The organism is Mesorhizobium sp. M1406, assembly GCF_040317555.1.
Taxonomy (GTDB): Bacteria; Pseudomonadota; Alphaproteobacteria; order Rhizobiales; family Rhizobiaceae; genus Mesorhizobium.
In genome coordinates, this window is record NZ_JAMYKW010000038.1 from 13,182 (window position 1) to 36,243 (window position 23,062).

Here is a 23,062-nt window from a genome sequence, read left to right on the forward strand (position 1 = left end):
TCCGGCCATCCCTCAAGGAGTCAAAAAATGCTCGACCAGTCCAACGAACTCGCTGCCTGGGATCGCGATCACTTCTTCCATCCCTCGACCCATATGGGCACGCATGCGCGTGGCGAGAGCCCGACGCGCATCATGGCCGGCGGTGAAGGCGTCACCGTGTGGGACAACAATGGCAAGAAGAGCCTCGATGCGTTCGCCGGCCTCTATTGCGTCAATGTCGGCTACGGCCGTCAGAAGATCGCCGATGCCATCGCCGCCCAGGCGAAGAACCTCGCCTACTACCACGCCTATGTCGGCCACGGCACCGAGGCCTCGATAACGCTGGCCAAGATGATCATCGACCGCGCTCCAAAGGGCATGTCGAGGGTCTATTTCGGCCTCTCGGGATCGGATGCCAACGAAACCAACATCAAGCTGATTTGGTATTACAACAACGTGCTCGGTCGGCCGGAGAAGAAGAAGATCATCTCGCGCTGGCGCGGCTATCACGGCTCGGGCGTGATGACGGGATCGCTGACCGGGCTCGACCTGTTCCACAACGCCTTCGACCTGCCGCGCGCGCCGATCCTGCACACCGAGGCGCCTTACTATTTCCGCCGCGCCGACCGCTCGATGAGCGAGGAGCAGTTTTCGCAACATTGCGCCGACAAGCTCGAGGAGATGATCCTGGCGGAGGGGCCGGAAACGGTCGCCGCCTTCATCGGCGAGCCGATCCTCGGCACCGGCGGCATCGTGCCGCCGCCCGCCTTCTACTGGGAAAAGATCCAGGCGGTGCTGAAGAAATACGACGTTCTGCTGGTCGCCGACGAAGTGGTGACGGGCTTCGGCCGGCTGGGCACCATGTTCGGCTCCGACCACTATGGCATCAAGCCGGACCTGATCACCATCGCCAAGGGTCTGACCTCGGCCTACGCGCCGCTATCGGGCGTCATCGTCGCCGACAAGATGTGGCAGGTGCTGGTTGAGGGTTCCGACAAACTCGGCTCGCTCGGTCATGGCTGGACCTATTCGGCGCATCCGATCTGCGTTGCCGCCGGCGTCGCCAATCTCGAATTGATCGACGAGATGGACCTGGTGACCAATGCCCGCGCGACCGGCGCCTATTTCCGCGCCGAGCTGGCCAAGGCGGTCGGCGGCCACAAACATGTCGGCGACGTGCGCGGCGACGGCATGCTGGCGGCGGTCGAGTTCGTTGCCGACAAGGACGACCGGGCGTTCTTCGACGCTTCGCTCAAGATCGGGCCGCAGGTGGCGACAGCGCTTGCCGCAAGCGGCGTCATCGGCCGCGCCATGCCGCAGGGTGATATCCTGGGCTTCGCGCCGCCGCTCTGCCTGACCCGTGAGGAAGCCGACATCGTCGTTTCGAAGACCGCCGATGCGGTCAAGAGCGTGTTCGCCAATCTCTGAGATCGACCATGAACGCCATGACTAAGAATGCCATGACCAGAACCCTCCCCGCCACCATGGCCGCCGTGCTGCTTACCGGGCACGGCGGTCCGGAAAAACTAGTCTACCGCGGCGATGTGAAAGTGCCCTCGCCTGCTCCTGGTGAGGTGCTGGTGAAAGTCAGCGCCTGCGGGATGAACAACACCGATGTCTGGGTGCGCCAGGGCGCCTATGGCACGGAAGAGGACGCGGCCGCGGTGTCGACATGGCGGCGCCAGGGCAACACGCTGAGCTTCCCGCGCATCCAGGGCACCGATACTGTCGGCACCATCGCCGCCGTCGGCGAAGGCGTTTCGCCTGACCGGATCGGCGAACGGGTGATGGTCGATTTCTCCATCTACAATCGCGACGACGATTCGCTCGCCGACATCGACTATATGGGCCACGGCCGCGACGGCGGTTACGCCGAGTACCAGGCCGTGCCGGCCGAGAATGCCCATGTCGTCGACACGGACATGACCGATGTCGAACTCGCCACCTTCTGCTGCGCCTATCTGACCGGCGAACAGATGCTGGAACGCGCGGGCCTGAAAGCCGGCGAACGCGTGCTGGTCACCGGCGCCTCGGGCGGCGTAGGCTCCGGCATCGTGCAATTGGCACGGGCGCGCGGCGCCGTCCCCTATGCCGTCGTCGGCAGGGGCAAGGAGCAGGCGGTGCGCGACATCGGCGCCGAGGCTGTCATCACCCGTGGCGTTGCCGACCTGCCGCAAGCGGTGGCCGAGGCGACCGGCGGCCAGCCGATCGACGTTGTCGCCGACCTCGTCGGCGGCGCCATCTTCAACGACCTGTTGCGTATTTTGAGACCCGAGGGCCGCTACACCACCGCCGGCGCGATCGCCGGCCCGGTCGTGCAGCTCGATCTCAGGACCATGTACCTGAAGCAATTGCAGCTGCATGGCTCGAGCCAAGGCACGCGCGCGGATTTTCGCCGCATCGTCGGGTACATCGAGGCAAAGAAAATCCGGCCACTGGTCGGCGGCGTCTACAAGCTCTCCGATTTCCACCATGCGCAGGCGGATTTCATCGCCAAGGATTTCGTCGGCAAGCTGGTGGTGGTGCCGGATGCGATGTGGGGTTCGGCTGGCTGAATAACCTATGCCTCAACACTGCCTCGATGCGGAAATGATTGCGCCGTCCGAAACCAGCACGAAAAATGGCCGGGCTCGAATACGGCCCGGCCAAAAGAAGGTCAAAACCTTCAGAGGGGAACATCGTCCGGCGGAATGGGAGGAAACCGCCGAACGATTTTACCTATTTGAGCTTATTTCGACGGCTTGGCGACGGATGGAATTCCAAAAAATATCGAGAATGACAAAAATTCGTGCTCGGCAGCCCTCACGAGCCCGCGGCTCCGGTCTCGAGCAGATCGGCATAGTGGCGGCGCGCCACGTCGGGATGTGAACGCAGCCGGCTCTTGAGCACATTGGTCCCGACATCGCGGAACAATGGGTTGTCGGGATCGCTTGCCGGTCCGCGTGCCTGCGCCGCCAGTTCCTCGGAAAGGCCGAGAAGCGGGATGGTGGCATCCAGCCGCGCGCTGAAGAAGAAGGGAACGGAAATCCGCTCGACGCCGGCAGGCGGCGTCACGACGCGGTGCACGGTGGCGCGCAGATAGCCATTCGATGCCAGTTCGAGCAGCTCGCCGATGTTGACGACCAGCGTTCCGGGGAGCGGGTCGACATTCACCCAGCTTCCATCATATTCGACCTGCAGCCCCTTGTTGTCGTCCTGCAGCAGCAGGGTCAGGAAGCCGCCATCCTTGTGCGCGCCGACGCCCTGGTCGGTACCGGTCGCGTCACGGCCGGGATAGCGCACGATCTTCATGCGATGGTTGGGCGAGTCGCGGTAGATCGCGTCGAACGCGTCCTCGGGCTGATCGAGCGACAGCGCGAAGGCTTTCAGCAGCCGGATCGCCACCGCCGTCGCCTTGGTCTGCCATGCCAGCAGCGCCGGCTTGAGCTCCGGCAACGCCTGTGGCCACTGGTTCGGCCCTTGCAGCCGTGTCCAGGGCGCAATTCCAGGCCCTTGCGGGATGGGCTGGCGCTCGACGCCGATGTCGAGCTGCTCGCGCCAGTCGGCGGCGCCCCTGGTCAGTTCACCGCCGGCGCGGGTGTAGCCGCGAAACTGCGGGGATTTGACCATTTCGATGGCCAGCTTGTCGGCTTCGGGCAATGCGAAGAACCGGCGCGAGGCGTCGAGCACGTCGTCGATCTCCGCGGCGGAAATTCCGTGGCCGCCGAGGTAGAAGAAGCCGACGTCCCGGGCCGCCGTACGCAGATCCAGGAGAAATGTGCGATGCTCGGACGCACCTTGTTCGAGACGGCTGAGATCGAGCACCGGCACAATTCTGGGCATGGTCGGGTTCCTTCCATTCTCTGCCTTGCCTGGGAGAATTAGAAGCGACCACAGGCAGGAGATCCGAGCACGGATCGCGCCTCCAAAGTGGCACGCGGTGACCGCCGATCAAAGCAACGGCACGCCAATCTGGTCCGAATGGAAGAACGCCGGCGCTGCATATTATGGCCTGTCGGCAAATAATGTTCCAAACGGGTCTTTTACCCGCAATTCGAGCGCGACATCGTCCAATGGTGGGCGTGGCCGAAGAGGATCCGCAAGCAGCTAGCGGAACAGGTATTTCGACACTTCCGGGTTTCCGCGACGCCACATCACGTTGTCCAGGAAGTAGTGGTGCACGTTGATGAATATCCACGCGATGAACAGGAAAAGCGACGAGCCGAGCACCTGTTTGTCGTAGGGGACCAAGGCCGTCAGCGCCATCGGCACGAGCCAGAAACCAAGCGCGCCAAGAATTGTGCCGGCGACGATGAATATCAGCACCCGCAGCCTGTACATCGGTCCGGCTATGGACAGGACCTTGAGCTCCGGATCCCTGGCGGCATCGGCGCGGTCGCGCTCGACATTGGTCTGGTAACGCCAGACCACCGCCAGGTACTGCAACGAATGGAGCGCCGGCACCACGAGCAGCCAAAGCGGATTTATCGTCACGAACAGGATCCAGGCATAAAGGGTGACGATATAAGCGACGACGCCGTTATACGGCAGCGCGCCACCATGCTTGCGCCAGCGATTGACGAACATCACGACGGTGGCCGCCGAGGAAGCAGCGGCGACCGCCAGCGCGATGTCGAGGAGCCATGGCGGGACAGCGAATGTGTAGTAATCCAGGCCCCAGAACTGCCTTTCGGTGATCACCGCGTTTGTCTGGAGCCAGGCGAACAGCCACACGGCATAGCCGTTGAACAGCAGCACCTTCTTGTCTTGGTCGCTGAAGAATTTGCGCTTCAACACGGCGTCCACCATCAGCATGCCGTAGCCTTGCTTGACATAGTGCCAGCCGACGAAAAAGCCCATCGCATTGGTGGCATATCCCAGCAGCCGAGCGTTCCCGGTTACGGAGCCATAGGCGAAGAAAGCGCACATGATCAGCGGGACGACAATGCCCGCGAAAATGTAGCGAAGCTGGAGATTCCTGTCGTACCCGTCACCGCGCAGCTTGCGCCCGAAATTGCGATAGAAAATCTGGTAGGAATGGGCAAAGTGCGGCTGGTTGATGAGATGGGACAGCAGGAACGCCGTCAGCGCCACCAGACCTTCGTATTTGAGAGGCACAAAATAAAGCACCGGCAAGATCAGGAACGCGCTTCCGCCAAGCATGAAAAAGTCGATGAACGGACCAAAGAGATATTTTTGCGGGGCGACTGGGACCGAGGCATCCGCCGAAAGGTGAAGTGCCATGCTGCCTTCTCCCTGTGATCGTTTATTTAGCCATCGACCTGATTGCTCGGCAAGGTCCTCAGTCCCCGTAGGGCTCCGAACTCAGGTTCACAAAAGACCTGACGACAGCCGGTTCGGCTGTGTCAGCAGCTTTTGTGCCGTTCATGATAGGAATTTTTTCTTGATTTCGTGACCTCAGCTATGGTACACCTTTGTCCATGGTGCTGATTTGCGCCAGTGACCCGCCGCGCAGGCGGGTTTTTCGTTTGCGGCTGCGAGGCTCAGTTAAGCTGGTTGAGGATTCCAGAACCGCTCGCCAGCACCAAACTTTTGTAGATCAGGAACGCTATCGTACAGATCGCGGCTATCGAGATCGGCACTCCGAACGGCACCACGCCCTTGCGATCCAAATGCTGGACAATGAGCCGAAAAGCACCGGCAGGCAGCATGAACGGGTTTTTCACGATTGCGGCGGTGGCGAGGGCGAAAACCAGCAGCAGCACCGAAAATACAACCAGATCGCTGCCACCGATCAAAAAAGGCACCACAGCGATCAGCTTGACGTCGCCGGCGCCGATCTTGCGCAGCGCCCAGAACGGGAAGAGCGCGACGAACAACAGAAGCCCGGCAAGGGCGCTCAGCCCCATGTTCCACCAGGATCCGGATTGGAGCGACAGCAGCAGCAGGCCCCCCGCCCCCAGGCAGAGCAACAGCAGCACGTCGCGATTCGATATCTTCTGAGTGGTGAAGTCGAGCCAGCCAATCCTTGCCAGCAGAGGGATGGCGAGGACCTTCAGCAGCAGCGCTTCGACGAGCAGCATGCTAGCGCTCGATATTCTGCACGCTTGACGACAGAAGCTTCAGATTGTTGGCGACGGTCGGATCGTTGGGCGCCAGTTCGTAGGCCTTGAGGAAAGTGCTGCGTGCATTCTGCAGCTTGCCGCGCAGCAGATAGGAATAACCGACATTGTTGTAATATTCGGGCGTCGCCCCGACCAGCTTGAAGGCACGGGCATACGCCCGGTCGGACAGGTCGAAGCGATGTATCCGGTCGGTGCAGGCGGCCAATCCCATCCAGGCGTTGCCATCATTGGGGGCAAGTTGCGTCGCCTTGAAGAACAGAGCACCGGCATTGCCGTAGTTCTCGGCGCGGAACTGGTTCTTGGCTTCGGCAACAGCCTGGTCGGAGGCGTAATATTCGACGTCGCTGACCGTCTTCAGCCCGTCGAAAGCATCGCCGAAGGACGTCACGTCGCCTTTCGATGGCTCGTTGGTGCGAACGACACCGTCGGTGGCGTCCGTCTGGCAGCCGGCAAGCAAAACCGTCAACAGGCAGAACGCCGCCGCGATAGCCCTCTTCATACAGATTCCCCCAAGGATCTCGGACCTCATATTAGAATCAGATCATACACGCAATTAGAACAAAATGCCCCTCATGCGGATGATCACCGGTAGCATGATAACCATCATAACCACAGGGAAGATACAAAGCCCCAACGGAATCATCATTTTCACAGGCAAAGAGTTGGCGCGTTCCTCTGCACTCAGGATTCTTTGCCCACGCATCTCGGCGCTATAAACACGCAGTGCGTCGGTGAGACTGGTACCGAGTTCTTCCGACTGCCTAAAGAGGACAGCCAGTGCCCGCGCCTCGTCAAGTCCGATGCGATCTGAGAGTTCGCGTAGCGCTTCCCGCAACGGCTTGCCAGCACGCAACTGCAAATTCATGATTGACAGCTGTATTCCCAGCCATCTGTGGGTGGCGGCCATTTCATGGCTGACGCGTTCGACTGCCCCCTCCAAGCTCATGCCGGCATCGGCGCAGGTGATCATCATGTCCATGAAGTCGGGGAAGGCTCGACGATAGATCTGTTTCTGGCTGTTCTCGAAACGGTCGAGCAGAATGGCGGGAAGCACGATGCAGGCCAACCCGAACAGGGCAGAACCAGCAAGGGTGATGAAACCTGGCAGGTGCGGCGGCAGAGCGCGCGACAGGAGTGCATACATTGCCAGAAAGCCGACGCAGACGGCGATCAGGCGACTTAGCGTATAAATCAGTGGTGCGCTTGATTGATAAAAGCCGGCGCGAAACAGCTTCGCCTCCAGGGCATTTGGCTCATCGCGCTCCTTCTCGATCGACTTGAAATATGCGTCGACCGGCCGCTGCGCCGCAAGCTTGGCAAGCTGGTCTTGTCCGAGCATCGATCGGCGGTCTGTAATTCCTTTGCCCATCAGGCTCTGCGCGACGAGTTTTCGTGTCTGCAGAGCCGGGAGGAAGACAAGCGCACCGAACAGGAAAAAGGACACCGCCGTCACAAAGACGGCAATAGACACCAAGAAGCCCAGGTCCATGTTCGAAAACAATTTCTTTCGTCGCTCCCAGTCAAAAATCGAAAGTAACCATCCGGTACATGATGAAGTCGCCAAGCAGCGCCCACAACCCGAAAATCAGGAATATCGGGAAGATGAGCGGGTTGCCCCAGACGACGCCGTAATAGGCTGGGGCAAGGATTTGAAGTGTGAAGAACATCACAACAGGAAACAAGGAGATGATCCACGCGGAGACGCGACCTTCGGCCGAAAGCGCCCTGATTTTCATTCGCAATTTCTGCCGTTCACGCAGAACCGAGGAAAGATTGGCCAGAATTTCGGTCAAATTGCCGCCCGTCTTGGCCTGGATCGACAGCGATACCGACAGCAGCTGAAGGCCCTCGAAGCCGACACGCTGCGAAAGCTTTCGCACGGCCTGCTCGATGCTGAGGCCAAAGGTGATTTCATCGGAGACGATGCCAAACTCCGTGCCGAGCGGATCGGGCATTTCGCGCCCGACCAGACCGATCGCTACCGAAGCGGGGTGCCCGGCGCGCAGCGAACGGACAATCATGTCGAGCGCATCGGGCAACTGTTTGGCAAACTTCCGGATTCGCTTGTTGCGGGCGCGCCGGAGGACGAGAAGCGGCAAGACAAGCCCTACGACCAGAAAGACAATGAGCGATGCCAAAGCGGAAGAATTGAAGAGGATCGCCAGCAGCAACGCCATCGCCAGACCCGCAAGCAGGAACGTCGCGGCGAACGTCAGGGGATTCCCGGTGATGCCGGATTGGGTATAGAGCCTGTTCAGCCAGACCATTCCAAAAAGAAAGTCGCCGGAATCCGTCAAGCCGCGTTCTCGCAGCAGCCCCTGTAACGTTTGTTCGGCCGGAACCTCGCCGGCGAGCCGCTTCAGCCGGCGATTAACCGCCATGGATCGGGAACGGCGACCAGCAAAGGAAAGATAGAGAGCTTCGCCGGCGAGAATGACCGAGGCTGCCGCCAGCATGTAAATGAAATACAGCAGAGCTTGACCTGTCGGCATCAGAGGGCAACCTGCGGGTTGAAGGCGTCCTTGGCAAAATGATGGCCAAGAGTCGCGGCCTCCGGAGCGAAGCGCGGACGGACACCGGTTGCGCGAAAGTCTCCGATGACCTTGCCCTCGGCTGTGACTTCACGGCGGACGAAATGATAGATTTCCTGAAGCTGGACGACATTGCCCTCCATGCCAGTCAGTTCCGATATGGAGGTGACACGCCGGCCGCCGTCCGAAAGACGCTGTGTCTGCACGATGATGTCGATGGCGGAGGCGATCTGCGCGCGGATCGAATCGTGCGTCATCGGCATGCCGGCCATGCCGACCATCTGTTCCAGCCGCGAGATTGCATCGCGCGGCGTGTTGGCATGGATGGTGGTCATCGAGCCTTCATGGCCCGTGTTCATCGCCTGCAGCATGTCGAAGGCTTCCTCGCCGCGCACCTCGCCGACGATGATGCGATCCGGCCGCATGCGCAAGGCGTTTTTCAGCAATTCGCGCTGGCGAACCTCGCCCCTTCCCTCGACATTGGGCGGACGCGTCTCCAGCCGGCCAACATGCGGCTGCTGCAATTGCAGTTCCGCCGCATCCTCGATAGTGATCAGCCGCTCCCTGGAGGGGATGTAGCTCGACAGCGCATTGAGCAAGGTCGTCTTGCCGCTGCCGGTGCCGCCCGAAACGAGGATCGACTTGCGCGCCTGCACGGCGATCCGCAGCAGTTCGATCATCGGCGGGCGGATCGAATTGAATGCCATCAAACGCTCGAGCGAATAGGGATTTTTCGAGAATTTGCGGATCGACACCAAAGGGCCGTCGACCGAGACCGGCCGCACCGCGATGTTGACGCGAGAGCCGTCTTCCAGCCGTGCATCGACCATCGGCGACGATTCATCGACACGCCTGCCGATCGCCGATACGATCTTGTTGATGACGCGCAGCAAATGCGCCTCGTCGCGGAAACGGATCGCCGTCTCCTCGATCACGCCACGCCGCTCTATGAAGACGCGCTTGTGGGTGTTGATCATGATGTCGGTAATCGAATCGTCCTTGAGCAATGGCTCGATCGGCCCAAGTCCCAGCATCTCGTCGGCGGTATCGCTGGTCAATTGATCGAGTTCGCGGGCGTTCAGCGGCACGTTCCGATTTCGAACGAACTCGCGCACGATCGGACGGATCTCGTTCAGGATCTCATCCTTGGAAGCACTTTCAAGCGCGGTCAGGTTGAACCGATCGATAAGATGGCGATGAATCTCGACCTTGAGCGTCAGAAAATCGTCACCATGTGTTTCAATGTCGGCCGCCGGCGAAACGGGCTGAGCAACAGGCGGCACCGCCAGCGGCTCGACTTTTACCATTGCCTGCTGTTCGCTTGGCCCCTTGATGAACCGCCCCAGCATAATAGCTTATACTCCCCTCTGACTCATATTAGCGGAAACTAACCGTTAACCACCAGGGGCACAAGCGCCCGGATGGCTCGCGCGCAACCAATACTTTATACATAGTTAAGAGCAGGGGCCTGAAATAACGTGTTTATTTGATATGGCTGCCTGTTCGCGGTCAGAGCGTCGACCCCGCTTTCCGGGCCCCTCTGAGTTTCGGCGTCAAACCGTCTGGACGTAGCGCTAAGCCCTTAGATATAAAGGAATATGCAGTATGGCTAATGTTTCCCTAATTTCGCCACATCCGCGACGAAATTGTGAACGGATGGTTAAGGACGATCGAAAAATGAAAAGAATCAAGCCTTTGCGAAGACCTCGGTTTGCAATATTCTTGCCGAATCACGTATATGAAAGTTAAGGAACTCTTAATCCGTTTGACTCTGCATTTTCTCGGGACCTAGGATCGAGATGACGGGGGATGCTTGGGTATGGATTTCATCCTTTGCTCTGTCTCGTCGGGTTCCAACCTCCAAAGGGAGAAATTGACATGAACAAGCTCATGACGATGACCCGGCAGTTCCGCGACGATGAAAACGGCGCTGCCATGGTCGAATATTCCATCCTTATCGGCATCATTGCGGTCGCCTCGATCATGACGGTCATCGCCATCGGCGGATGGGTGAACGGTCGTTTCTCGGCGCTCTGCACCGCGCTGGAAGCCAGCAGCGTCGGCAGCTGCATTGCCTCGACCGGCGTCGGCACCTGATCGCCTGACTACACTCAGGCCCGGATCGTTCGAGCCGGGCCTGAAACTGATCGCAGCGGGCGAATCCCGCATTGGGGCTTGGGGCTTGGGACATGCGCGCCAATACGCTTATCATGATCGTTCTCGCCGGCGTGTTCGGCGTTCTGGCAGTTGTGCTGGTCAATATCTGGCTGGCCGGCCAGCGTAGCGCCATGGCGCAAACGGGCCTCGTTCAAGGCAGCACAGTCGTCGTGGCGGCAATGCCGCTGAAGTTCGGCGACGCGCTCACCGCGGATAAATTGCGTGAAGTCGCGTGGCCGGCAGGTGCGGTCCCAGCCGGGGCGTTCAAGTCAACCAAGGACCTGTTAGCTGGTGACGCCAAGCAGGCATTGCAAGCGATCGGCGTCAATGAGCCGATTCTTGCTACCAAGATTACTGGCCCCGGCCAACGCGCCACACTATCGGCAGTGCTTGGCGAAGGCATGAAGGCCGTTTCGATCCGCGTCAACGACGTGCTCGGCGTCGCCGGCTTCGTTTTCCCGGGCGATCGAGTCGATATTCTACTCACCCGCACAGCGCGCGGCGATGATGGCACGGACAAGAGTTTCGTCGACGTGCTGCTGCAGAGCATGAAGGTGCTCGCCATCGACCAGGTGGCCGACGAAAGCAAGGACAGCCCGACAGTGGTCAAGTCCGTCACGCTCGAGGCCAGCACAAGAGATGCGCAGAAGCTGACCCTGGCGGCAGGCGCCGGCCAATTGTCGCTGGCGCTGCGCCAGGCCGCCGCCAGCAAGGGGGAGACGACCGAACGTGTGACGCTTTCCGACCTGACCGGCGAAACGGCGGCCGATGTCGCCGCCAGGCAGGCGGAACTCGACAAGAAGGCAGCAGCAGAAGCAGCGGCCGCGGAGGAGCGCAAGCGCGCCGAAGACAGGATCGCCGGTTTGACCCAGGCCGTGGAAAAAGTGGGGAGCCGCCTCGATGAACTGGGCAAGGTAAAGCCGGCTCCGGCTGTGGCATCTGCGCCGCAGGTGAAAGAAGTTGTCAAGGAAGTGGTCAAATATGTGCAGCCGGAACCACCGGCGCGGGCGACAGTCGGTGTCTTTCGAGGTATAAAGCTCGAAACATATGATGTGCCGCGACAAAAATAGCACCGGCATAGTAGGATATGTGGAGTCCGAATCAGCCGGCGAGGGGGTAGCGTAAATGCGCGTGTTCTGGGGATCACCGGCCGCTGTTCTGGCCTGTTTCTGTGCGTTGCTGTCGTCGAGCCTGGCGGCCGACGCGGCCGACCGTTTCATCGACGTGTCGACCCCAAGTGTGCATCGTATCTTCCTGCCGATGTCGCAATCGGTAACGGTCCAGGTGAGTGCCAATCTGGGCGACATCGTCGTCGGCGACGAGAAGATCGCAGATGCCCAGCCGATGACCGACCGCACGCTTTATGTCATCGGCAAGGGCGCCGGCACCACCACGGTCAACCTGTTTTCGACGGACAAACGCTCGCTCGGCGCCCTCCAGATCGAGGTCGGCGTCGACGTCAGCGACATGGCGGCGGCAATCCGCCAGGTGGCGCCGAGGTCACGCATCGAAATCGGCTCGATCAACGGCAAAGTCAGGCTCGGCGGCCATGTCAAGGACGGCGCGACGCTGGAGGCAATCATGCAGGTTGCGCAGCAATATGGTCCCGACGCCGTCATCAACTCCGTTACCGTCGATGACAGCCAGCAGGTCAATCTGGAAGTTCGTGTGCTGGAGGCCAAGCGCAATGCTGGACGCGACCTTGGCGTCTCGATCAGGAGCCGCAACAGCAGCGGCACGACTCGTACCGGAACTGGCGATGCCGCCGTCGATGAAGACAATGTGGTGGCCGGACCGGGCAATATTATCACCGGCCTGTTGTCGAACAGCAGCCCCTTTGCGGCACTGATCACCCGCGTCATCGACAGCAACATCAAAGTCGATTTGGTCATCGAGGCACTGGAGGCCAAGGGCGTGGTGCGCACGCTGGCCGAGCCCAATCTGACCACGCTTTCCGGCGAGCCGGCCAGCTTCAACGCCGGCGGTGAAGTGCCTATTCGCACGCTCGACAAAGATGGCGAGATAAGCATCGTGTACAAGCAATTCGGCGTCAATCTTCTGTTCACGCCGGTCGTGCTCGCCGACGACAAAATCCATATGAAGCTGGCGCCGGAGGTCAGCGACCTGACCGGCTTCACCACCGCCGGCGACCCGATCTTCACCAACCGCAAACTCGACACAGTCGTCGAATTGCGCGACGGCCAGAGCTTCGCGGTCGGCGGGCTTCTGTCCAGCAAGACCACCAAGCTTCAGAACCAGGTGCCGTGGCTCGGCCAGGTGCCTGTCATCGGGACGCTGTTCCGGAATTCGAGCAACCAGAAGGAAGAGACCGAGCTGGTGGTCATCGTCACGCCGCACATCGTTCGGCCGGTGAAGCCCGGCGAGCAGCTGGCGACGCCGTTCGACAAGACGCGGCCCGCCAACGATCCGGAATTCTTCGTGCTCGGCCAGCTCGAGGTTAACAAGGATATGATCCGAAAATACGAAACGGGCGATGGCGTCACCGGCCCTTATGGCCACATGCTCGACTTCAAATCGAAGGACAAGATGCTCTATGTCAAGAAATAGCGCCTTGATCCTCATTCTGTGCGCCGGTGCGCTGTCGGGCTGCGCCGCGGACTATCTGAACCACTATGATTCGGTGACGTTGGCCGCCGGCGACACGCAGAAGTTCAATTCGCTGCTGCAGACGGTCGATCCGCTCAACCCGGCCTCCAGGAACACACACATCGAAGGCGACGGCACGCGCGCAGCACTTGTCGCGCACAACTACAAATTTCCACCACCACCGCCGCCGCCGCCGGCGATCACGGTCAATGTCGGCGGGTCCGGTGTGACGCCGTGAACTGAACGGAAGGATGCGGAGGGCGCCGGGCAAGCGAGGGGCTCTGGCGCAAGGCGAAAGAGAGTAAGGTCATGTTGGGGACCATTCGTGCCTTCTGGAACGATCAGAGAGGAATAGCGCTGATCCTCGTCAGCATCACGCTGCCGGCGATCATCGGCTTTTCGCTGCTAGCGATTGACATGAGCCGGATCAACAATCTGCACAATGATTTGCAGAAGGGCGCCGACAGCTTTGCACTTGCCGCGGCGGCCGAACTAGACGGAAGCAGCGGGGCCTGGATGCGGGCTGAACGCGCAATGGACGTGCTTGTTCGCAATGAGAGCCAGTTCTCGACAGCAGGCCCAAGAATCCTATTGGCCGGCCAACCGGGAGGCACACAGCGATGCAATAGTGCCGGAAGTATCTCATGGTGCTTTCTGAAAGCTATCCCTGCCGCGGACGGCATTCAGATAACAGTAGCCAACCAGGCAACTTATCTCGCGGACGCCGATCCCATCGTGGGAGAAGGGCAAACGCGGTTCATCCAGGTGACTGTCACGCCCACTGGCTTTGATGCAATCTTCCCGGCTTCCTTTTTGTCGTCCGGCGCCAGCAACAGCTTCAACGTGGGGGCAGTCGCCGTCGCGGGCTTCACCTCTGGGGTCTGCGATTTCACGCCTGTCTTCATGTGCAACCCTTATGAGATGGTGAACGGGACCAATTCGGCGGGCGGATTTACATTGGCGCAGGCCGTTTCTGACCCGGCTGTGCATCGTCGGTTGATCGAAATGAGGAAAGTCGGTAGCGGGGCTGCCGCCGGGCCAGGTAACTTCGGCTTTTTAGAGCCCCCGTCAGGTGTGGGAAACGGCGCCCAAGCTCTCGCGCAAACCATCGCCACATCGAAGCCAATTGGCTGTTACAGTTCTGCGAGCGTCTCGACCAAGACGGGTCAGAACGCTGGCCCTGTGCAAGACGCCTTCAATGTTCGTTTTGGAATCGGAGCCGGAGGCACCTTCAATGCCCCCGAATACGGTCCTTCTGCGAATGTGCGGAAAGGGGCAAAACAGGTCAAAGGCAGCGTAAATCAATGCCCTGCCATGAACCAGCTCTCGTTCACGGAGGCTGGAAGAAAGGGCCTTCCGCGCGACGCGACTACTCCGTACATGAGTGGCAGGATGGGTGACGGAAATTGGGATTTTTCCAGCTATTGGAGCACCAACTTCGGTTCCACCTCGTATCCAGCTTCATGGAACACGACCAAGCCGACGCGCTATCAGGTTTACCGTTACGAGATATCGGCCGGATTGGTTAGCACCGCATCAACGGGTGGAGAAATCGGGACACCGTCGGCAGGTTGCCAACCACCGGTCACATCGGTGGACCGGCGTCTGCTCTATGGGGCAATCCTGAACTGCAACGCACTCGAAAGTGCTGGCAACGATCTGTCCGGGCATAGCACCGATCTGCCGGTCGAAGCATTCGGCAGCTTCTTCCTTACGGAACCGGTCATGTCAGCATCGGATGATGCTTCCGTGATGGTTGAACTGGTCGACATCACCGGTCACGACGGTTCGAGTACTCTTGATAATTTCCTCCGCGACGAAGCGCAGCTTTATCGGTGACGATGATGATCGCAATACTAGGCCATCATCTCAATAGATTTCGACGCGACGGGCGTGGTACAGCGCTGGTAGAAATGGCGCTGATTGCGCCGCTGGTGCTGACGTTGTCGGCGGGCGTGTTCGAGTTCGGCAATTTGATCCACGACAAGCTGCTGATGGAGGCTGGGCTTACGGACGGTGCTCGCTTTGCCGCGCGCTGCAACAGTAAGTTGTATACCGATGCCGGGCTCGCGGCGATCAACTGTGCGGATGTAGCCACAAACATCGCGGTGTTTGGGAAGACGGCAGTGGGAGTGTCAGGTGTTCCAGACGTTCCGCGTATCGCTGGCTGGCTGAAAGCGGATGTCACGGTGACCATGAACAACACCTGCCAAGACGCCGTGGTGGCCGGCGTTACCAAATACCGCTCCACCACGACACAAGTCTGCGTCGTCCGCGCGGTCGGCACCTACCCATACACTGGGGTCGGGATGCTGTCGATCATCGGCATCGGCCCGATCACCCTCGGCGGCTTTCACGAGGAGCGGTTAATCCGGTTCTGATCATGATGAAGCGTTTCGCAAAATCGGATGATGGGACGGCGATGGTGGAAATGGCCATCGTATCGACGCTGCTGTTTACCCTTGTGCTCGGCTTCGTCGATTTCGGCTATGCGTTGTATCAATGGAACGCCGCCACAAAGGCCGTGCAGCTCGGCGCACGTCTGGCCTCCATTTCCGATCCGGTTGCCACCGCACTTACGGGAGCTGGCCCGACGACGACACCGGGCGCCCCAGTCGTTGCTGCCGCCTATGGACCCTTCGTCTGCAAATACACCGGCAACGTAGGAGCGTGCAGCAATGGCGGCGCATTCGATGCCACCAACTTCAACTTCAGCCGCATCTTTCGCGGCGACACGGCCAACACCAACGATAACTCCTGTCCAGCGGCGGGCACAGACCAGCGAGTTGGAATGTGCCATTTCTTTCCCGGCCTGCACCGCGACAACGTGGTGATTACCTACAGCGCCACCGGCTTGGGCTACCAGACCCGTCTGGGCGGACCTGTTCCGACAATAACCGTCAGCCTGCAGAATTTGACTTTCCAGTTCTTCTTCCTGGGCGGACTGCTCGGATTCGACGACATCACAATGCCTTCCATGCTGAGCACGGTCACGGGCGAAGATTTAAAGAGTACTGCGCCATGAATGCCATCAACACCAAGGTTACGCCGACCAAGCGAAAGCAGGTGGCGCTGTTCTCGTCGGATCCGAGCTTCAAGCGCGATGTGGCGACGCGGCTCGATGCGCTGGCGATCTACGATGTGCGGATTTCGGAGACCAGCGACTTTCTCAAGGGGCCGCCCGCGGACACGCGCCCGGGCATCGTCATTCTCGACCTCGGCAATGGCGAGTTGCTCGGCAGGCCCGGTATCGTCGAGGCGCGCGCGCTGTGGGCGACCGTGCCGCTGATCGCGGTTTCCGACGAGCTGACGTCGGAGCAGACGCGCGTGCTGGTGCGCATGAACGCCTCGGACTGGCTGCACAAGCCGCTCGACGGCAAGGAGCTGCTCAACGCGGTGACCTTCCACGACACCGGCAACCAGGGAACGAAAAGCCGGATCATCACCTTCATCGGCGCCAGCGGTGGCGCGGGCGCCACGACGCTGGCGCTGTCCGCGGCCGAATTCCTGGCCGCGAAATCGACTGAGCGCGCGGCATCCACCTGCCTGGTCGATCTCGATTTCCAGAGCGCCAATTGCGGCGCCTATCTCAATCTGTTCAACCAGTTCGACCTTGCCGGCATCATCGGCCAGCCGGAACGGCTCGATGTCGAGCTGATGGACGTCATCAAGCTTTCGCGCCCGTCCGGCCTCACCCTCTACGCGTTCGAGCGGCCGCAACTGCCGTTCGAGCCGCATGGCAGCGATTTCGTCTTCCGGCTGCTGGACCTCGTCGCCTACCGCTTCGACGACATCGTCATCGACCTGCCCAATCTCGAAACGCCCTGGCACAATTCCGTGCTTTCGACGAGCGACGAGATCTTTATCGTCTTCGAGCTCAATGTCGCTTCGCTGCGGCAAGGCAAGCGGCTCTACAAGAAGATCCGCGAGCTGCGCGGCAACGCGGTCAACATCACGCTGGTCGCCAACAAGCACAAGCGCAAATGGTTCGGGAACCACTTTTCGCGCAGCGAGCTCGAAAAGATATTCAAGGCGCCGCACATCAAGTCGGTGGCGCTGGACAACGCGCTTCTGACCGATGCGCTGAACAGGGCCATCCCGCCATCGGAAGTGGATGGGCGGGCGCGCTTCAACAAGGATCTGAAGCGGATGTTCAAAGAGCGGCTCGATGACGCTGCCCGATAGGTATCGGATCGCGAGATACCGGATCGCTGGGCGGCTGGCCGGCGCCTGCGTGCTCGGCATGGCGCTGGCACTGTCCGTCCAGCACTTGGCCGAGGCCCGGTCGGTCGAGCGGCCGCCGCTGCCGGCGATGGGCCCCAGCCTGCGCAAGGCCGTTGCCTTTCCAACCACCGAACAGCCGGGAACGATCATCATCCGCAAGGACGAGAAGGCGCTTTACCTGGTGACCCGCCAAGGCCAGGCGCTGCGCTACCAGATCAGCGTCGGGCGCGACGGGTTCGGCTGGACGGGCGTCGTCAAGGTGGGGTCGAAGACCGAATGGCCGGAGTGGCGCCCGCCGCAGGAGATGCGGGCCCGCCAGCCGGAGCTGCCGAAAATGGTGCCCGCCGGTCCCTACAATCCGCTCGGCGCAAGGGCGCTCTACCTGTCCCGGGACGGGCGCGACACGCTCTACCGCATACACGGCACCAACGATCCGACGGGTGTCGGCTTCGACGGGACGTCGGGCTGTTTTCGGCTTACCAACACGGATGTGATCGATCTCTTCAAGCGCGTCGCGGTCGGCGCAAAGGTGGTGGTCCAATGACGACGATCAGCGAACCGGACATGCCGGCGATCGATATCGGAAACCATGAACAGCGCGAACAGGGCGCCATCGAGCGACCCGGCAGCACAAGGACGATCGGCATCGTCGTGGCCTGCGGCGCCTTGCTGATCACCGGGATCAACATAGCGGCGGCGATCTATCTCTACCGGGGCATCAGCGACCTGCGTTTCGTCGAGGCGCGGCTGGAGCAGCTCGGCGCGTTCGAGCAGCGGATCGCGGCACGGCTCGACACGGTCAACAACGGCTTCCAGAGCCGGTTCGAGAAACTGGACAGCCAACTGCAAGGCAGCTTCAACGAGATCGATGGCAGCATTGCCCGGTTGGCCAAGAATGTACCGGTCGCCGGCGACGAGGCCGTGTCGAGTGCGGCGGAACCGTCCGAGATCACCACCAGCACGCTGGCGGAAGCGCCCGAAGCTCTCGAAGGCGACAGCGAACCCGGCGTCATCGAAGCGCCGCCCGCGCCCAGGAAGAGGACCGCACCGGCGCCGCCTCCTCCCCCAAGCTCCAACTACCAGCGCATCGAGAAGCCCGACGGCAAGGTCTATTACCGCAGGATCAACTAGACTTGGTGGGAACGGCCTAGAGATCGCGCCGCAGGGCCAGGATGCGAATGGCCCGGACGGACCGCTCCCGCGCTTCGGCGAGGAAGGCGATGTGGCAGTAGGCACAGGCCGTGACGCCCAGAAGCAGCACCAGGCTGTTCTTCAAGGTGAAATCGACCGTCAGCGAGATTGGAAGACCGCTGGGCGACGTGAACGCGGCGATCGTGCTCGCCGTTTCCGAATGGCTGCCGACCGCGATCATCAGCCCGGCGAAAATCAGGGCGACGTGGTTGGCGAGGAAGAAGAAAGCCGACCTTCTGGTGTGGCACGCCATCCAGCAGACGATCGATGCCGCGGCAATGATGGCTGCGTCGAGAGCCATCGAGCCCCCCAGATAGACATCGACCTGCTGCCAAAGCATCGCCGACAAAGGGCGCAGTTCAAGCCATATCCACCATGCGGCGGGGCTGGCTGGATAGGTTCCCAGCAAGAAGGTCGCCATGCGCTCCCCTGCCAGGATCGCAAGAATGAGAAACGGGAAGGCAAAAAGCAGAAGCGGCTTGCGTTTCATGTTCCCTCGACAATCTACCAGCCAAGATAGACCGCATAGATTGCGCAAGGCTTAACGGTTCCAGCGAGATGTCCGGCTCCGTAAGGCGATGCCAGAGACGGTCGCCCAAATCGGCTTACGACGAAAGCCGTTCCGCATGCCATCTCAGATGGTCGTCCATGAAACTGGAAATGAAGAAATACGAGTGGTCGTAGCCGTCCTGCATGCGCAGCGTCAGCGGAATGCCGGCCTTGGCGCAGGCCGCTTCCAGAAGCCAGGGCCTCAGCCCATCATCGAGGAATCCGTCCGACGTTCCCTGATCGACGAGAAACCCCGGAAAACGGTGTCCATCCTCGATGAGCGAGGTGGCGTCGTAGCCGCGCCACGAGGCCTCGTCGTTGCCGAGATATTTTTCGAAGGCCGGCCTCGACCAGCCGGCGGTGGCCGGCTGAACGATCGGCGCGAACGCCGAGCAGCTTTTGAAGCGCTCTGGGTTCTTCAGCGCGATCGTCAGCGCCCCATGGCCGCCCATCGAGTGGCCAAAGATCGCCTGGCGCCTCATGTCGGCCGGAAATTCCCGCGCGATCAGGGCCGGCAGTTCCTCGGTGAGGTAGGAATACATGCGATAGTTCTTCGCGTAAGGCGCCTGCGTCGCATCGACGTAGAAGCCGGCGCCACTGCCAAATTGCCAATTGTCCTTCTCGTCGGGAATGTCGGCGCCACGCGGACTGGTGTCGGGACAAACGACGATCAGGCCAAGCTCCGCGGCCATCCGCCTGTACTCGCCCTTGTCCATCACATTGGCATGGGTGCAGGTGAGGCCGGAGAGGTACCACACCACGGGGCAAGGCGTTTCACGGGCCCGCGGCGGCACAAAAACGGCAAAATTCATGTCGCAGGCGCAGGCATCCGAAGCGTGGGAATAGACGCCCTGCACGCCGCCGTGCGACCTGGCGGTGGAGATCATCTTCATCTGTTCTGACATGTGCTTTTTCTCCGCCAATTCAAAACGCCAACCATGGTGCTACGGCATCGGTCGGGATCGCGGCAACCCTGGAGGATGGACCATGATCCGGATTCCGTGGGATGACGCAAGTCACGCAAGACGTGGGCAAGCTCACGACCGGGAGGACAACGCGAAGTCAACGTCTCGGTCGTTCCCGCGCATCTGGTCCGGTTAGAGTTCCGCAATGTGTGAGGCGATGCTCGCCTCCATTGTCTCAACGATCCAGACTGGCGTGGTGGACACGCTCGCGGACCTCTTCGCGAGAAATGCCGGCATCCGCCAGTGTGCGGTCCGAAACCTGTCTCAAGCTCGCAAGCGTCTGGCGATAGGAAAGCCAGCGGGCGAAACGGCGTCGAAGTTCATACAGCATGATCGTCTCCTTTGGGTCAGTCGAAAGCGCAAAACATCCGCGCGAAAGGCACGCGCGATGGAAAGGATTGCGCTGGCTTCTGGGCCAGTCGAGGCGCTTTTCACTGTCCCAACAAGCAGGATTGTCCAACGCCTCCAATGCCCGCATACTTGCGCGTGATGCCCACTTCGCGCTACAGCCACGGTCGCAAGGAGTTTTTCATTTCTGCAAAATGGATATCGACTGGGACGATTTGAGATTGTTTCTCGACGTTGCGCGGCTGGGTGGCCTGAGCGCGGCGACGGGAACCACGCGCCTCAGCGCAGCCACCCTTGGACGGCGCGTCACCGCGCTTGAAAAGCAGATCGGCGAGCCATTGTTCGTGCGTCGGCAGACCGGCTACCGACTGACCCCGGTCGGTGAAGAACTGCTGCGGCGCGCCGAAGACGTCGAGGCAGCGATGCAGTCGCTGACCCGCTGGCGCCAAGGAAACCTGCCCGACCGCATTGTCCGCGTCTCGGCCGGGCCATGGACCTCGGCCTTCGTTTCCGCCCACATCGGCGAAATCTGGACGGTCGATGACGGCATGAGGGTGGAGTTCGTCACAACCACCGACCGGGTCGACATCGGCCGCCGTGCCGCCGACATCGGCATCCGTAGCGAGCGCCCGACCGAGCAGTGGCTGGCCGGCCGTCAGAGCGGCAAGGTCGCTCACGCCATTTATTCCGGACGCCACCTGATCAATGGCATCGCCGCCGGCCTGTTCGTCGGCGTCACCGGCGACGGGGCAAACATTGCCTCGGCGCGATGGCTACAAGCCCATCACGGCGACCGCATCGCCGTGCGCGGCAACAACACCCATTCGGTGCGCGAACTGGTAGCCGCCGGCGCCGGGCTTTCGATCTTTCCGTGCTTCGTCGGCGACAGCGATCCACGGCTGGTTCGCGTCGCGCAGCCCATCCCCGAACTCGAAACCGACCAATGGATCGTCACCCATCACGAGGAACGTCACTCCCCGCCGGTACGAAAAGTCGCCGACCGGATTGCCGCCTTGATGCGAGCACACCAGCCGCTGTTTCGCGGCGAGACGCCGATCCGGTAAGCCGCGTGATGTAGACCGTATCGGCTGGCCCCGACGCGCCGGTTGCCGTAGGCGTCGAACCGCGGGGAACGTGAAGCCTGACGACATCACACCCAGGATCACCGCGCCGATGACCGGCCCCGCCCACCCCCGCAAGCAAGTGACGTTCCGCCGATCCGGCTGCGGCGATAGCATCGAGTTCATACATGTTTCCCATGCCGGATTGAGCCGTCCGCGCGCTGCGGCAATGCTCAAAACATGAAATTACATGGCAATCTCAACAAATTACGGAAGTAGCCAATGGTACCGTTGGCCGGGATCGCCCGCGATCCTATGAGTGGGCCCACCGTTCGACTTCGTCAGCATGGGTGGGCCGGCACGCCGTGGTCCTTTAGCCGCTCTTCCAGCGCCGTCAGATAGCCAGAGACTCGCGGATGGACATAGCCGTTGAGGACAGCGGTCGAGCTGCGTTCGTACTCGCGGATAACCGGCCAGACCTCGGCCGAGGAGAAAACGAACAGGTCGGGCGCAAGACGCGCGATGGTTGCCTTCACTGAAGTTTCCTGAGCGGCATTGCGCCAGGAATGGAAGAAAGACACGATGATCCCTTGCGCCCCGTTCGCTTTCGCCACTGCCTCTGCCCTTTCCACCGCCGCGATGTCCGGCGCCTGGGATTCGCTCCCATCGGCACGCATGCGGGCCGGAATGCCGAAAACCATGTCGCGCGAGATCAGCGGGTCCGGCCGCGAGCAGAACAGGGAATACATGTCCGGCATGCGAAGCCGCGCCAGTTCGATGACATCCTCGAAGCCGGCATTGGTGAACAGCGCGAGCGGTGCGCCCTTGCGCTGGATGATGGTGTTGGCGTGACCGAGCCGCTGCCGCATCGGATCCTGCCGGTGGTCGGCATCTGGACCCGCGACAAGGACCATGGCGCCTATCTGCGTCAGGTCGAGCGGGGCAATATCGTGTTCGGTGGCGCGGCCGAAAGGGTGCCGGTGGACCTCGATCCAGGCCATGCGACGGCCGATCCCATGCGCCTTCCTTTACAACTGCGCGCGGTCGCGCGGCTGCTGCCGGCAATCGCGCAGGTCGCGGTCATCCGCACCTGGTCTGGCTGCGAGGGCTATATCAGGGACATGTTGCCGATCATGGGACGCTCGGCGACGACGCCAGGCCTGTTCCATGCCTTCGGCTTCAGCGGACACGGCTTCCAACTCGGCCTGGGTGTGGGCGACGCCATGGCCGAGCTCATCACGACCGACCGTTGCGAAACGCCGCTTGACGATTTCAGGGTCGATCGCTTCGGCCGCGCCGCCTGAAGAAGCAACTGTCGATATCCATGGCAGTCATTCCTGCGGCCCCGCCCACTCACCAAAAGCGGAGATCGCCAATAGACAGGC

General features: G+C 61.0%; 23 protein-coding genes and 2 pseudogenes. 14 read left to right on the plus strand and 11 right to left on the minus strand.

Annotated elements, in window-relative coordinates; genetic code table 11:
* The first annotated feature begins 27 nt into the window (after positions 1 to 27).
* Together NKH03_RS24675 and NKH03_RS24680 are read left to right on the plus strand one after the other, a co-directional pair.
* Positions 28 to 1,407, plus strand: a complete 1,380-nt coding sequence (locus NKH03_RS24675; protein ID WP_352971129.1) for an aspartate aminotransferase family protein — start codon at positions 28 to 30, stop codon at positions 1,405 to 1,407.
* 17 nt (positions 1,408 to 1,424) lie between these two features.
* Positions 1,425 to 2,534 carry an alcohol dehydrogenase family protein gene (locus NKH03_RS24680; protein WP_352971181.1) on the plus strand — a complete coding sequence of 370 codons (1,110 nt, stop codon included), beginning with the start codon at positions 1,425 to 1,427 and terminating at the stop codon, positions 2,532 to 2,534.
* 247 nt (positions 2,535 to 2,781) lie between these two features.
* Here NKH03_RS24680 and NKH03_RS24685 read toward each other — a convergent pair whose 3' ends face one another.
* From NKH03_RS24685 to NKH03_RS24715, 7 genes are all read right to left on the minus strand, one after another.
* Positions 2,782 to 3,801, minus strand: coding sequence for an isopenicillin N synthase family dioxygenase (locus NKH03_RS24685; protein ID WP_352971131.1), 1,020 nt, complete (start codon positions 3,799 to 3,801; stop codon positions 2,782 to 2,784).
* A 264-nt stretch (positions 3,802 to 4,065) separates the two neighbouring features.
* On the minus strand, positions 4,066 to 5,202 hold the full coding sequence (locus tag NKH03_RS24690; RefSeq protein ID WP_352971133.1) for a hypothetical protein: 1,137 nt from the start codon (positions 5,200 to 5,202) through the stop codon (positions 4,066 to 4,068).
* A gap of 260 nt (positions 5,203 to 5,462) precedes the next feature.
* Complete coding sequence (locus tag NKH03_RS24695; protein WP_352971135.1) at positions 5,463 to 6,002, minus strand: prepilin peptidase; 540 nt, start codon at positions 6,000 to 6,002, stop codon at positions 5,463 to 5,465.
* Position 6,003: 1 nt separating this feature from the next.
* Positions 6,004 to 6,543, minus strand: a complete 540-nt coding sequence (locus tag NKH03_RS24700) for a tetratricopeptide repeat protein (protein WP_352971136.1) — start codon at positions 6,541 to 6,543, stop codon at positions 6,004 to 6,006.
* A gap of 54 nt (positions 6,544 to 6,597) precedes the next feature.
* Positions 6,598 to 7,533 carry a type II secretion system F family protein gene (locus NKH03_RS24705; protein WP_352971138.1) on the minus strand — a complete coding sequence of 312 codons (936 nt, stop codon included), beginning with the start codon at positions 7,531 to 7,533 and terminating at the stop codon, positions 6,598 to 6,600.
* Between the two features lie 31 nt (positions 7,534 to 7,564).
* Positions 7,565 to 8,500 (minus strand): type II secretion system F family protein, encoded by a 936-nt coding sequence (locus NKH03_RS24710; protein ID WP_352971140.1) that lies wholly within the window; start codon positions 8,498 to 8,500, stop codon positions 7,565 to 7,567.
* Between the two features lie 35 nt (positions 8,501 to 8,535).
* Entirely contained in the window at positions 8,536 to 9,924 is a 1,389-nt protein-coding gene (locus tag NKH03_RS24715; RefSeq protein WP_352871661.1) for a TadA family conjugal transfer-associated ATPase, read from the minus strand.
* 529 nt (positions 9,925 to 10,453) lie between these two features.
* Between NKH03_RS24715 and NKH03_RS24720 the strand changes: the two genes are divergently transcribed.
* From NKH03_RS24720 to NKH03_RS24765, 10 genes are all read left to right on the plus strand, one after another.
* Positions 10,454 to 10,672, plus strand: coding sequence for a Flp family type IVb pilin (locus NKH03_RS24720; protein WP_352871662.1), 219 nt, complete (start codon positions 10,454 to 10,456; stop codon positions 10,670 to 10,672).
* Positions 10,673 to 10,764: 92 nt separating this feature from the next.
* Positions 10,765 to 11,802: a Flp pilus assembly protein CpaB gene (gene cpaB, locus NKH03_RS24725; RefSeq protein WP_352971142.1), complete on the plus strand. Its 1,038-nt coding sequence runs from the start codon at positions 10,765 to 10,767 to the stop codon at positions 11,800 to 11,802.
* A gap of 55 nt (positions 11,803 to 11,857) precedes the next feature.
* A complete protein-coding gene (locus tag NKH03_RS24730) occupies positions 11,858 to 13,300 on the plus strand; it encodes a type II and III secretion system protein family protein (RefSeq protein ID WP_352971144.1) in 1,443 nt (480 codons plus the stop codon).
* On the plus strand, positions 13,287 to 13,577 hold the full coding sequence (locus NKH03_RS24735) for a hypothetical protein (RefSeq protein ID WP_352971146.1): 291 nt from the start codon (positions 13,287 to 13,289) through the stop codon (positions 13,575 to 13,577). Before NKH03_RS24730 ends, NKH03_RS24735 begins: the two co-directional genes overlap by 14 nt.
* A 71-nt stretch (positions 13,578 to 13,648) precedes the next feature.
* Positions 13,649 to 15,178 (plus strand): TadE/TadG family type IV pilus assembly protein, encoded by a 1,530-nt coding sequence (locus NKH03_RS24740; protein ID WP_352971148.1) that lies wholly within the window; start codon positions 13,649 to 13,651, stop codon positions 15,176 to 15,178.
* 5 nt (positions 15,179 to 15,183) lie between these two features.
* Complete coding sequence (locus NKH03_RS24745) at positions 15,184 to 15,720, plus strand: TadE/TadG family type IV pilus assembly protein (RefSeq protein WP_352971183.1); 537 nt, start codon at positions 15,184 to 15,186, stop codon at positions 15,718 to 15,720.
* Between the two features lie 2 nt (positions 15,721 to 15,722).
* Positions 15,723 to 16,364, plus strand: coding sequence for a TadE/TadG family type IV pilus assembly protein (locus NKH03_RS24750; RefSeq protein WP_352971150.1), 642 nt, complete (start codon positions 15,723 to 15,725; stop codon positions 16,362 to 16,364).
* Complete coding sequence (locus NKH03_RS24755; RefSeq protein WP_352971151.1) at positions 16,361 to 17,524, plus strand: CpaE/TadZ family protein; 1,164 nt, start codon at positions 16,361 to 16,363, stop codon at positions 17,522 to 17,524. The genes NKH03_RS24750 and NKH03_RS24755 overlap by 4 nt, the downstream gene beginning before the upstream one ends.
* Positions 17,508 to 18,107 carry a L,D-transpeptidase gene (locus NKH03_RS24760; RefSeq protein ID WP_352971153.1) on the plus strand — a complete coding sequence of 200 codons (600 nt, stop codon included), beginning with the start codon at positions 17,508 to 17,510 and terminating at the stop codon, positions 18,105 to 18,107. The genes NKH03_RS24755 and NKH03_RS24760 overlap by 17 nt, the downstream gene beginning before the upstream one ends.
* Positions 18,104 to 18,694: a hypothetical protein gene (locus NKH03_RS24765; RefSeq protein WP_352971155.1), complete on the plus strand. Its 591-nt coding sequence runs from the start codon at positions 18,104 to 18,106 to the stop codon at positions 18,692 to 18,694. The genes NKH03_RS24760 and NKH03_RS24765 overlap by 4 nt, the downstream gene beginning before the upstream one ends.
* Before the next feature lie 16 nt (positions 18,695 to 18,710).
* On the opposite strand, the gene NKH03_RS24770 is transcribed toward NKH03_RS24765, so the two are convergent.
* The 3 genes from NKH03_RS24770 to NKH03_RS24780 form a co-directional block, all read right to left on the minus strand.
* Entirely contained in the window at positions 18,711 to 19,244 is a 534-nt protein-coding gene (locus NKH03_RS24770) for a hypothetical protein (protein ID WP_352971157.1), read from the minus strand.
* Between the two features lie 115 nt (positions 19,245 to 19,359).
* Positions 19,360 to 20,208 (minus strand): S-formylglutathione hydrolase, encoded by an 849-nt coding sequence (fghA, locus tag NKH03_RS24775; protein ID WP_352971159.1) that lies wholly within the window; start codon positions 20,206 to 20,208, stop codon positions 19,360 to 19,362.
* Positions 20,209 to 20,443: 235 nt separating this feature from the next.
* On the minus strand, positions 20,444 to 20,599 hold the full coding sequence (locus NKH03_RS24780) for a YjiS-like domain-containing protein (protein ID WP_352871684.1): 156 nt from the start codon (positions 20,597 to 20,599) through the stop codon (positions 20,444 to 20,446).
* Between the two features lie 211 nt (positions 20,600 to 20,810).
* Here NKH03_RS24780 and NKH03_RS24785 point away from each other — a divergent pair, with 211 nt between their 5' ends.
* Positions 20,811 to 21,680: a LysR family transcriptional regulator gene (locus NKH03_RS24785; protein WP_352971161.1), complete on the plus strand. Its 870-nt coding sequence runs from the start codon at positions 20,811 to 20,813 to the stop codon at positions 21,678 to 21,680.
* A 321-nt stretch (positions 21,681 to 22,001) separates the two neighbouring features.
* Here the strand turns inward: NKH03_RS24785 and NKH03_RS24790 are convergent.
* Positions 22,002 to 22,522 (minus strand): annotated as a pseudogene (locus NKH03_RS24790) (hydantoinase/oxoprolinase N-terminal domain-containing protein); the annotation flags it as partial.
* Between NKH03_RS24790 and NKH03_RS24795 the strand changes: the two are divergent.
* A pseudogene (locus NKH03_RS24795) lies at positions 22,520 to 22,981 on the plus strand (NAD(P)/FAD-dependent oxidoreductase); the annotation flags it as partial. The pseudogenes NKH03_RS24790 and NKH03_RS24795 sit on opposite strands and share 3 nt — an antisense overlap.
* Positions 22,982 to 23,062: the final 81 nt, after the last annotated feature.

Bases quoted from the DNA above. Each gene is read 5' to 3' on its own strand.
- NKH03_RS24675 (WP_352971129.1), top strand. From the start codon at position 28: ATGCTCGACCAGTCCAACGAACTCGCTGCCTGGGATCGCGATCACTTC.
- NKH03_RS24680 (WP_352971181.1), top strand. From the start codon at position 1,425: ATGACTAAGAATGCCATGACCAGAACCCTCCCCGCCACCATGGCCGCC.
- NKH03_RS24685 (WP_352971131.1), bottom strand. From the start codon at position 3,801: ATGCCCAGAATTGTGCCGGTGCTCGATCTCAGCCGTCTCGAACAAGGT.
- NKH03_RS24690 (WP_352971133.1), bottom strand. From the start codon at position 5,202: ATGGCACTTCACCTTTCGGCGGATGCCTCGGTCCCAGTCGCCCCGCAA.
- NKH03_RS24695 (WP_352971135.1), bottom strand. From the start codon at position 6,002: ATGCTGCTCGTCGAAGCGCTGCTGCTGAAGGTCCTCGCCATCCCTCTG.
- NKH03_RS24700 (WP_352971136.1), bottom strand. From the start codon at position 6,543: ATGAAGAGGGCTATCGCGGCGGCGTTCTGCCTGTTGACGGTTTTGCTT.
- NKH03_RS24705 (WP_352971138.1), bottom strand. From the start codon at position 7,533: ATGGACCTGGGCTTCTTGGTGTCTATTGCCGTCTTTGTGACGGCGGTG.
- NKH03_RS24710 (WP_352971140.1), bottom strand. From the start codon at position 8,500: ATGCTGGCGGCAGCCTCGGTCATTCTCGCCGGCGAAGCTCTCTATCTT.
- NKH03_RS24715 (WP_352871661.1), bottom strand. From the start codon at position 9,924: ATGCTGGGGCGGTTCATCAAGGGGCCAAGCGAACAGCAGGCAATGGTA.
- NKH03_RS24720 (WP_352871662.1), top strand. From the start codon at position 10,454: ATGAACAAGCTCATGACGATGACCCGGCAGTTCCGCGACGATGAAAAC.
- cpaB (WP_352971142.1), top strand. From the start codon at position 10,765: ATGCGCGCCAATACGCTTATCATGATCGTTCTCGCCGGCGTGTTCGGC.
- NKH03_RS24730 (WP_352971144.1), top strand. From the start codon at position 11,858: ATGCGCGTGTTCTGGGGATCACCGGCCGCTGTTCTGGCCTGTTTCTGT.
- NKH03_RS24735 (WP_352971146.1), top strand. From the start codon at position 13,287: ATGTCAAGAAATAGCGCCTTGATCCTCATTCTGTGCGCCGGTGCGCTG.
- NKH03_RS24740 (WP_352971148.1), top strand. From the start codon at position 13,649: ATGTTGGGGACCATTCGTGCCTTCTGGAACGATCAGAGAGGAATAGCG.
- NKH03_RS24745 (WP_352971183.1), top strand. From the start codon at position 15,184: ATGATCGCAATACTAGGCCATCATCTCAATAGATTTCGACGCGACGGG.
- NKH03_RS24750 (WP_352971150.1), top strand. From the start codon at position 15,723: ATGATGAAGCGTTTCGCAAAATCGGATGATGGGACGGCGATGGTGGAA.
- NKH03_RS24755 (WP_352971151.1), top strand. From the start codon at position 16,361: ATGAATGCCATCAACACCAAGGTTACGCCGACCAAGCGAAAGCAGGTG.
- NKH03_RS24760 (WP_352971153.1), top strand. From the start codon at position 17,508: ATGACGCTGCCCGATAGGTATCGGATCGCGAGATACCGGATCGCTGGG.
- NKH03_RS24765 (WP_352971155.1), top strand. From the start codon at position 18,104: ATGACGACGATCAGCGAACCGGACATGCCGGCGATCGATATCGGAAAC.
- NKH03_RS24770 (WP_352971157.1), bottom strand. From the start codon at position 19,244: ATGAAACGCAAGCCGCTTCTGCTTTTTGCCTTCCCGTTTCTCATTCTT.
- fghA (WP_352971159.1), bottom strand. From the start codon at position 20,208: ATGTCAGAACAGATGAAGATGATCTCCACCGCCAGGTCGCACGGCGGC.
- NKH03_RS24780 (WP_352871684.1), bottom strand. From the start codon at position 20,599: ATGCTGTATGAACTTCGACGCCGTTTCGCCCGCTGGCTTTCCTATCGC.
- NKH03_RS24785 (WP_352971161.1), top strand. From the start codon at position 20,811: ATGGATATCGACTGGGACGATTTGAGATTGTTTCTCGACGTTGCGCGG.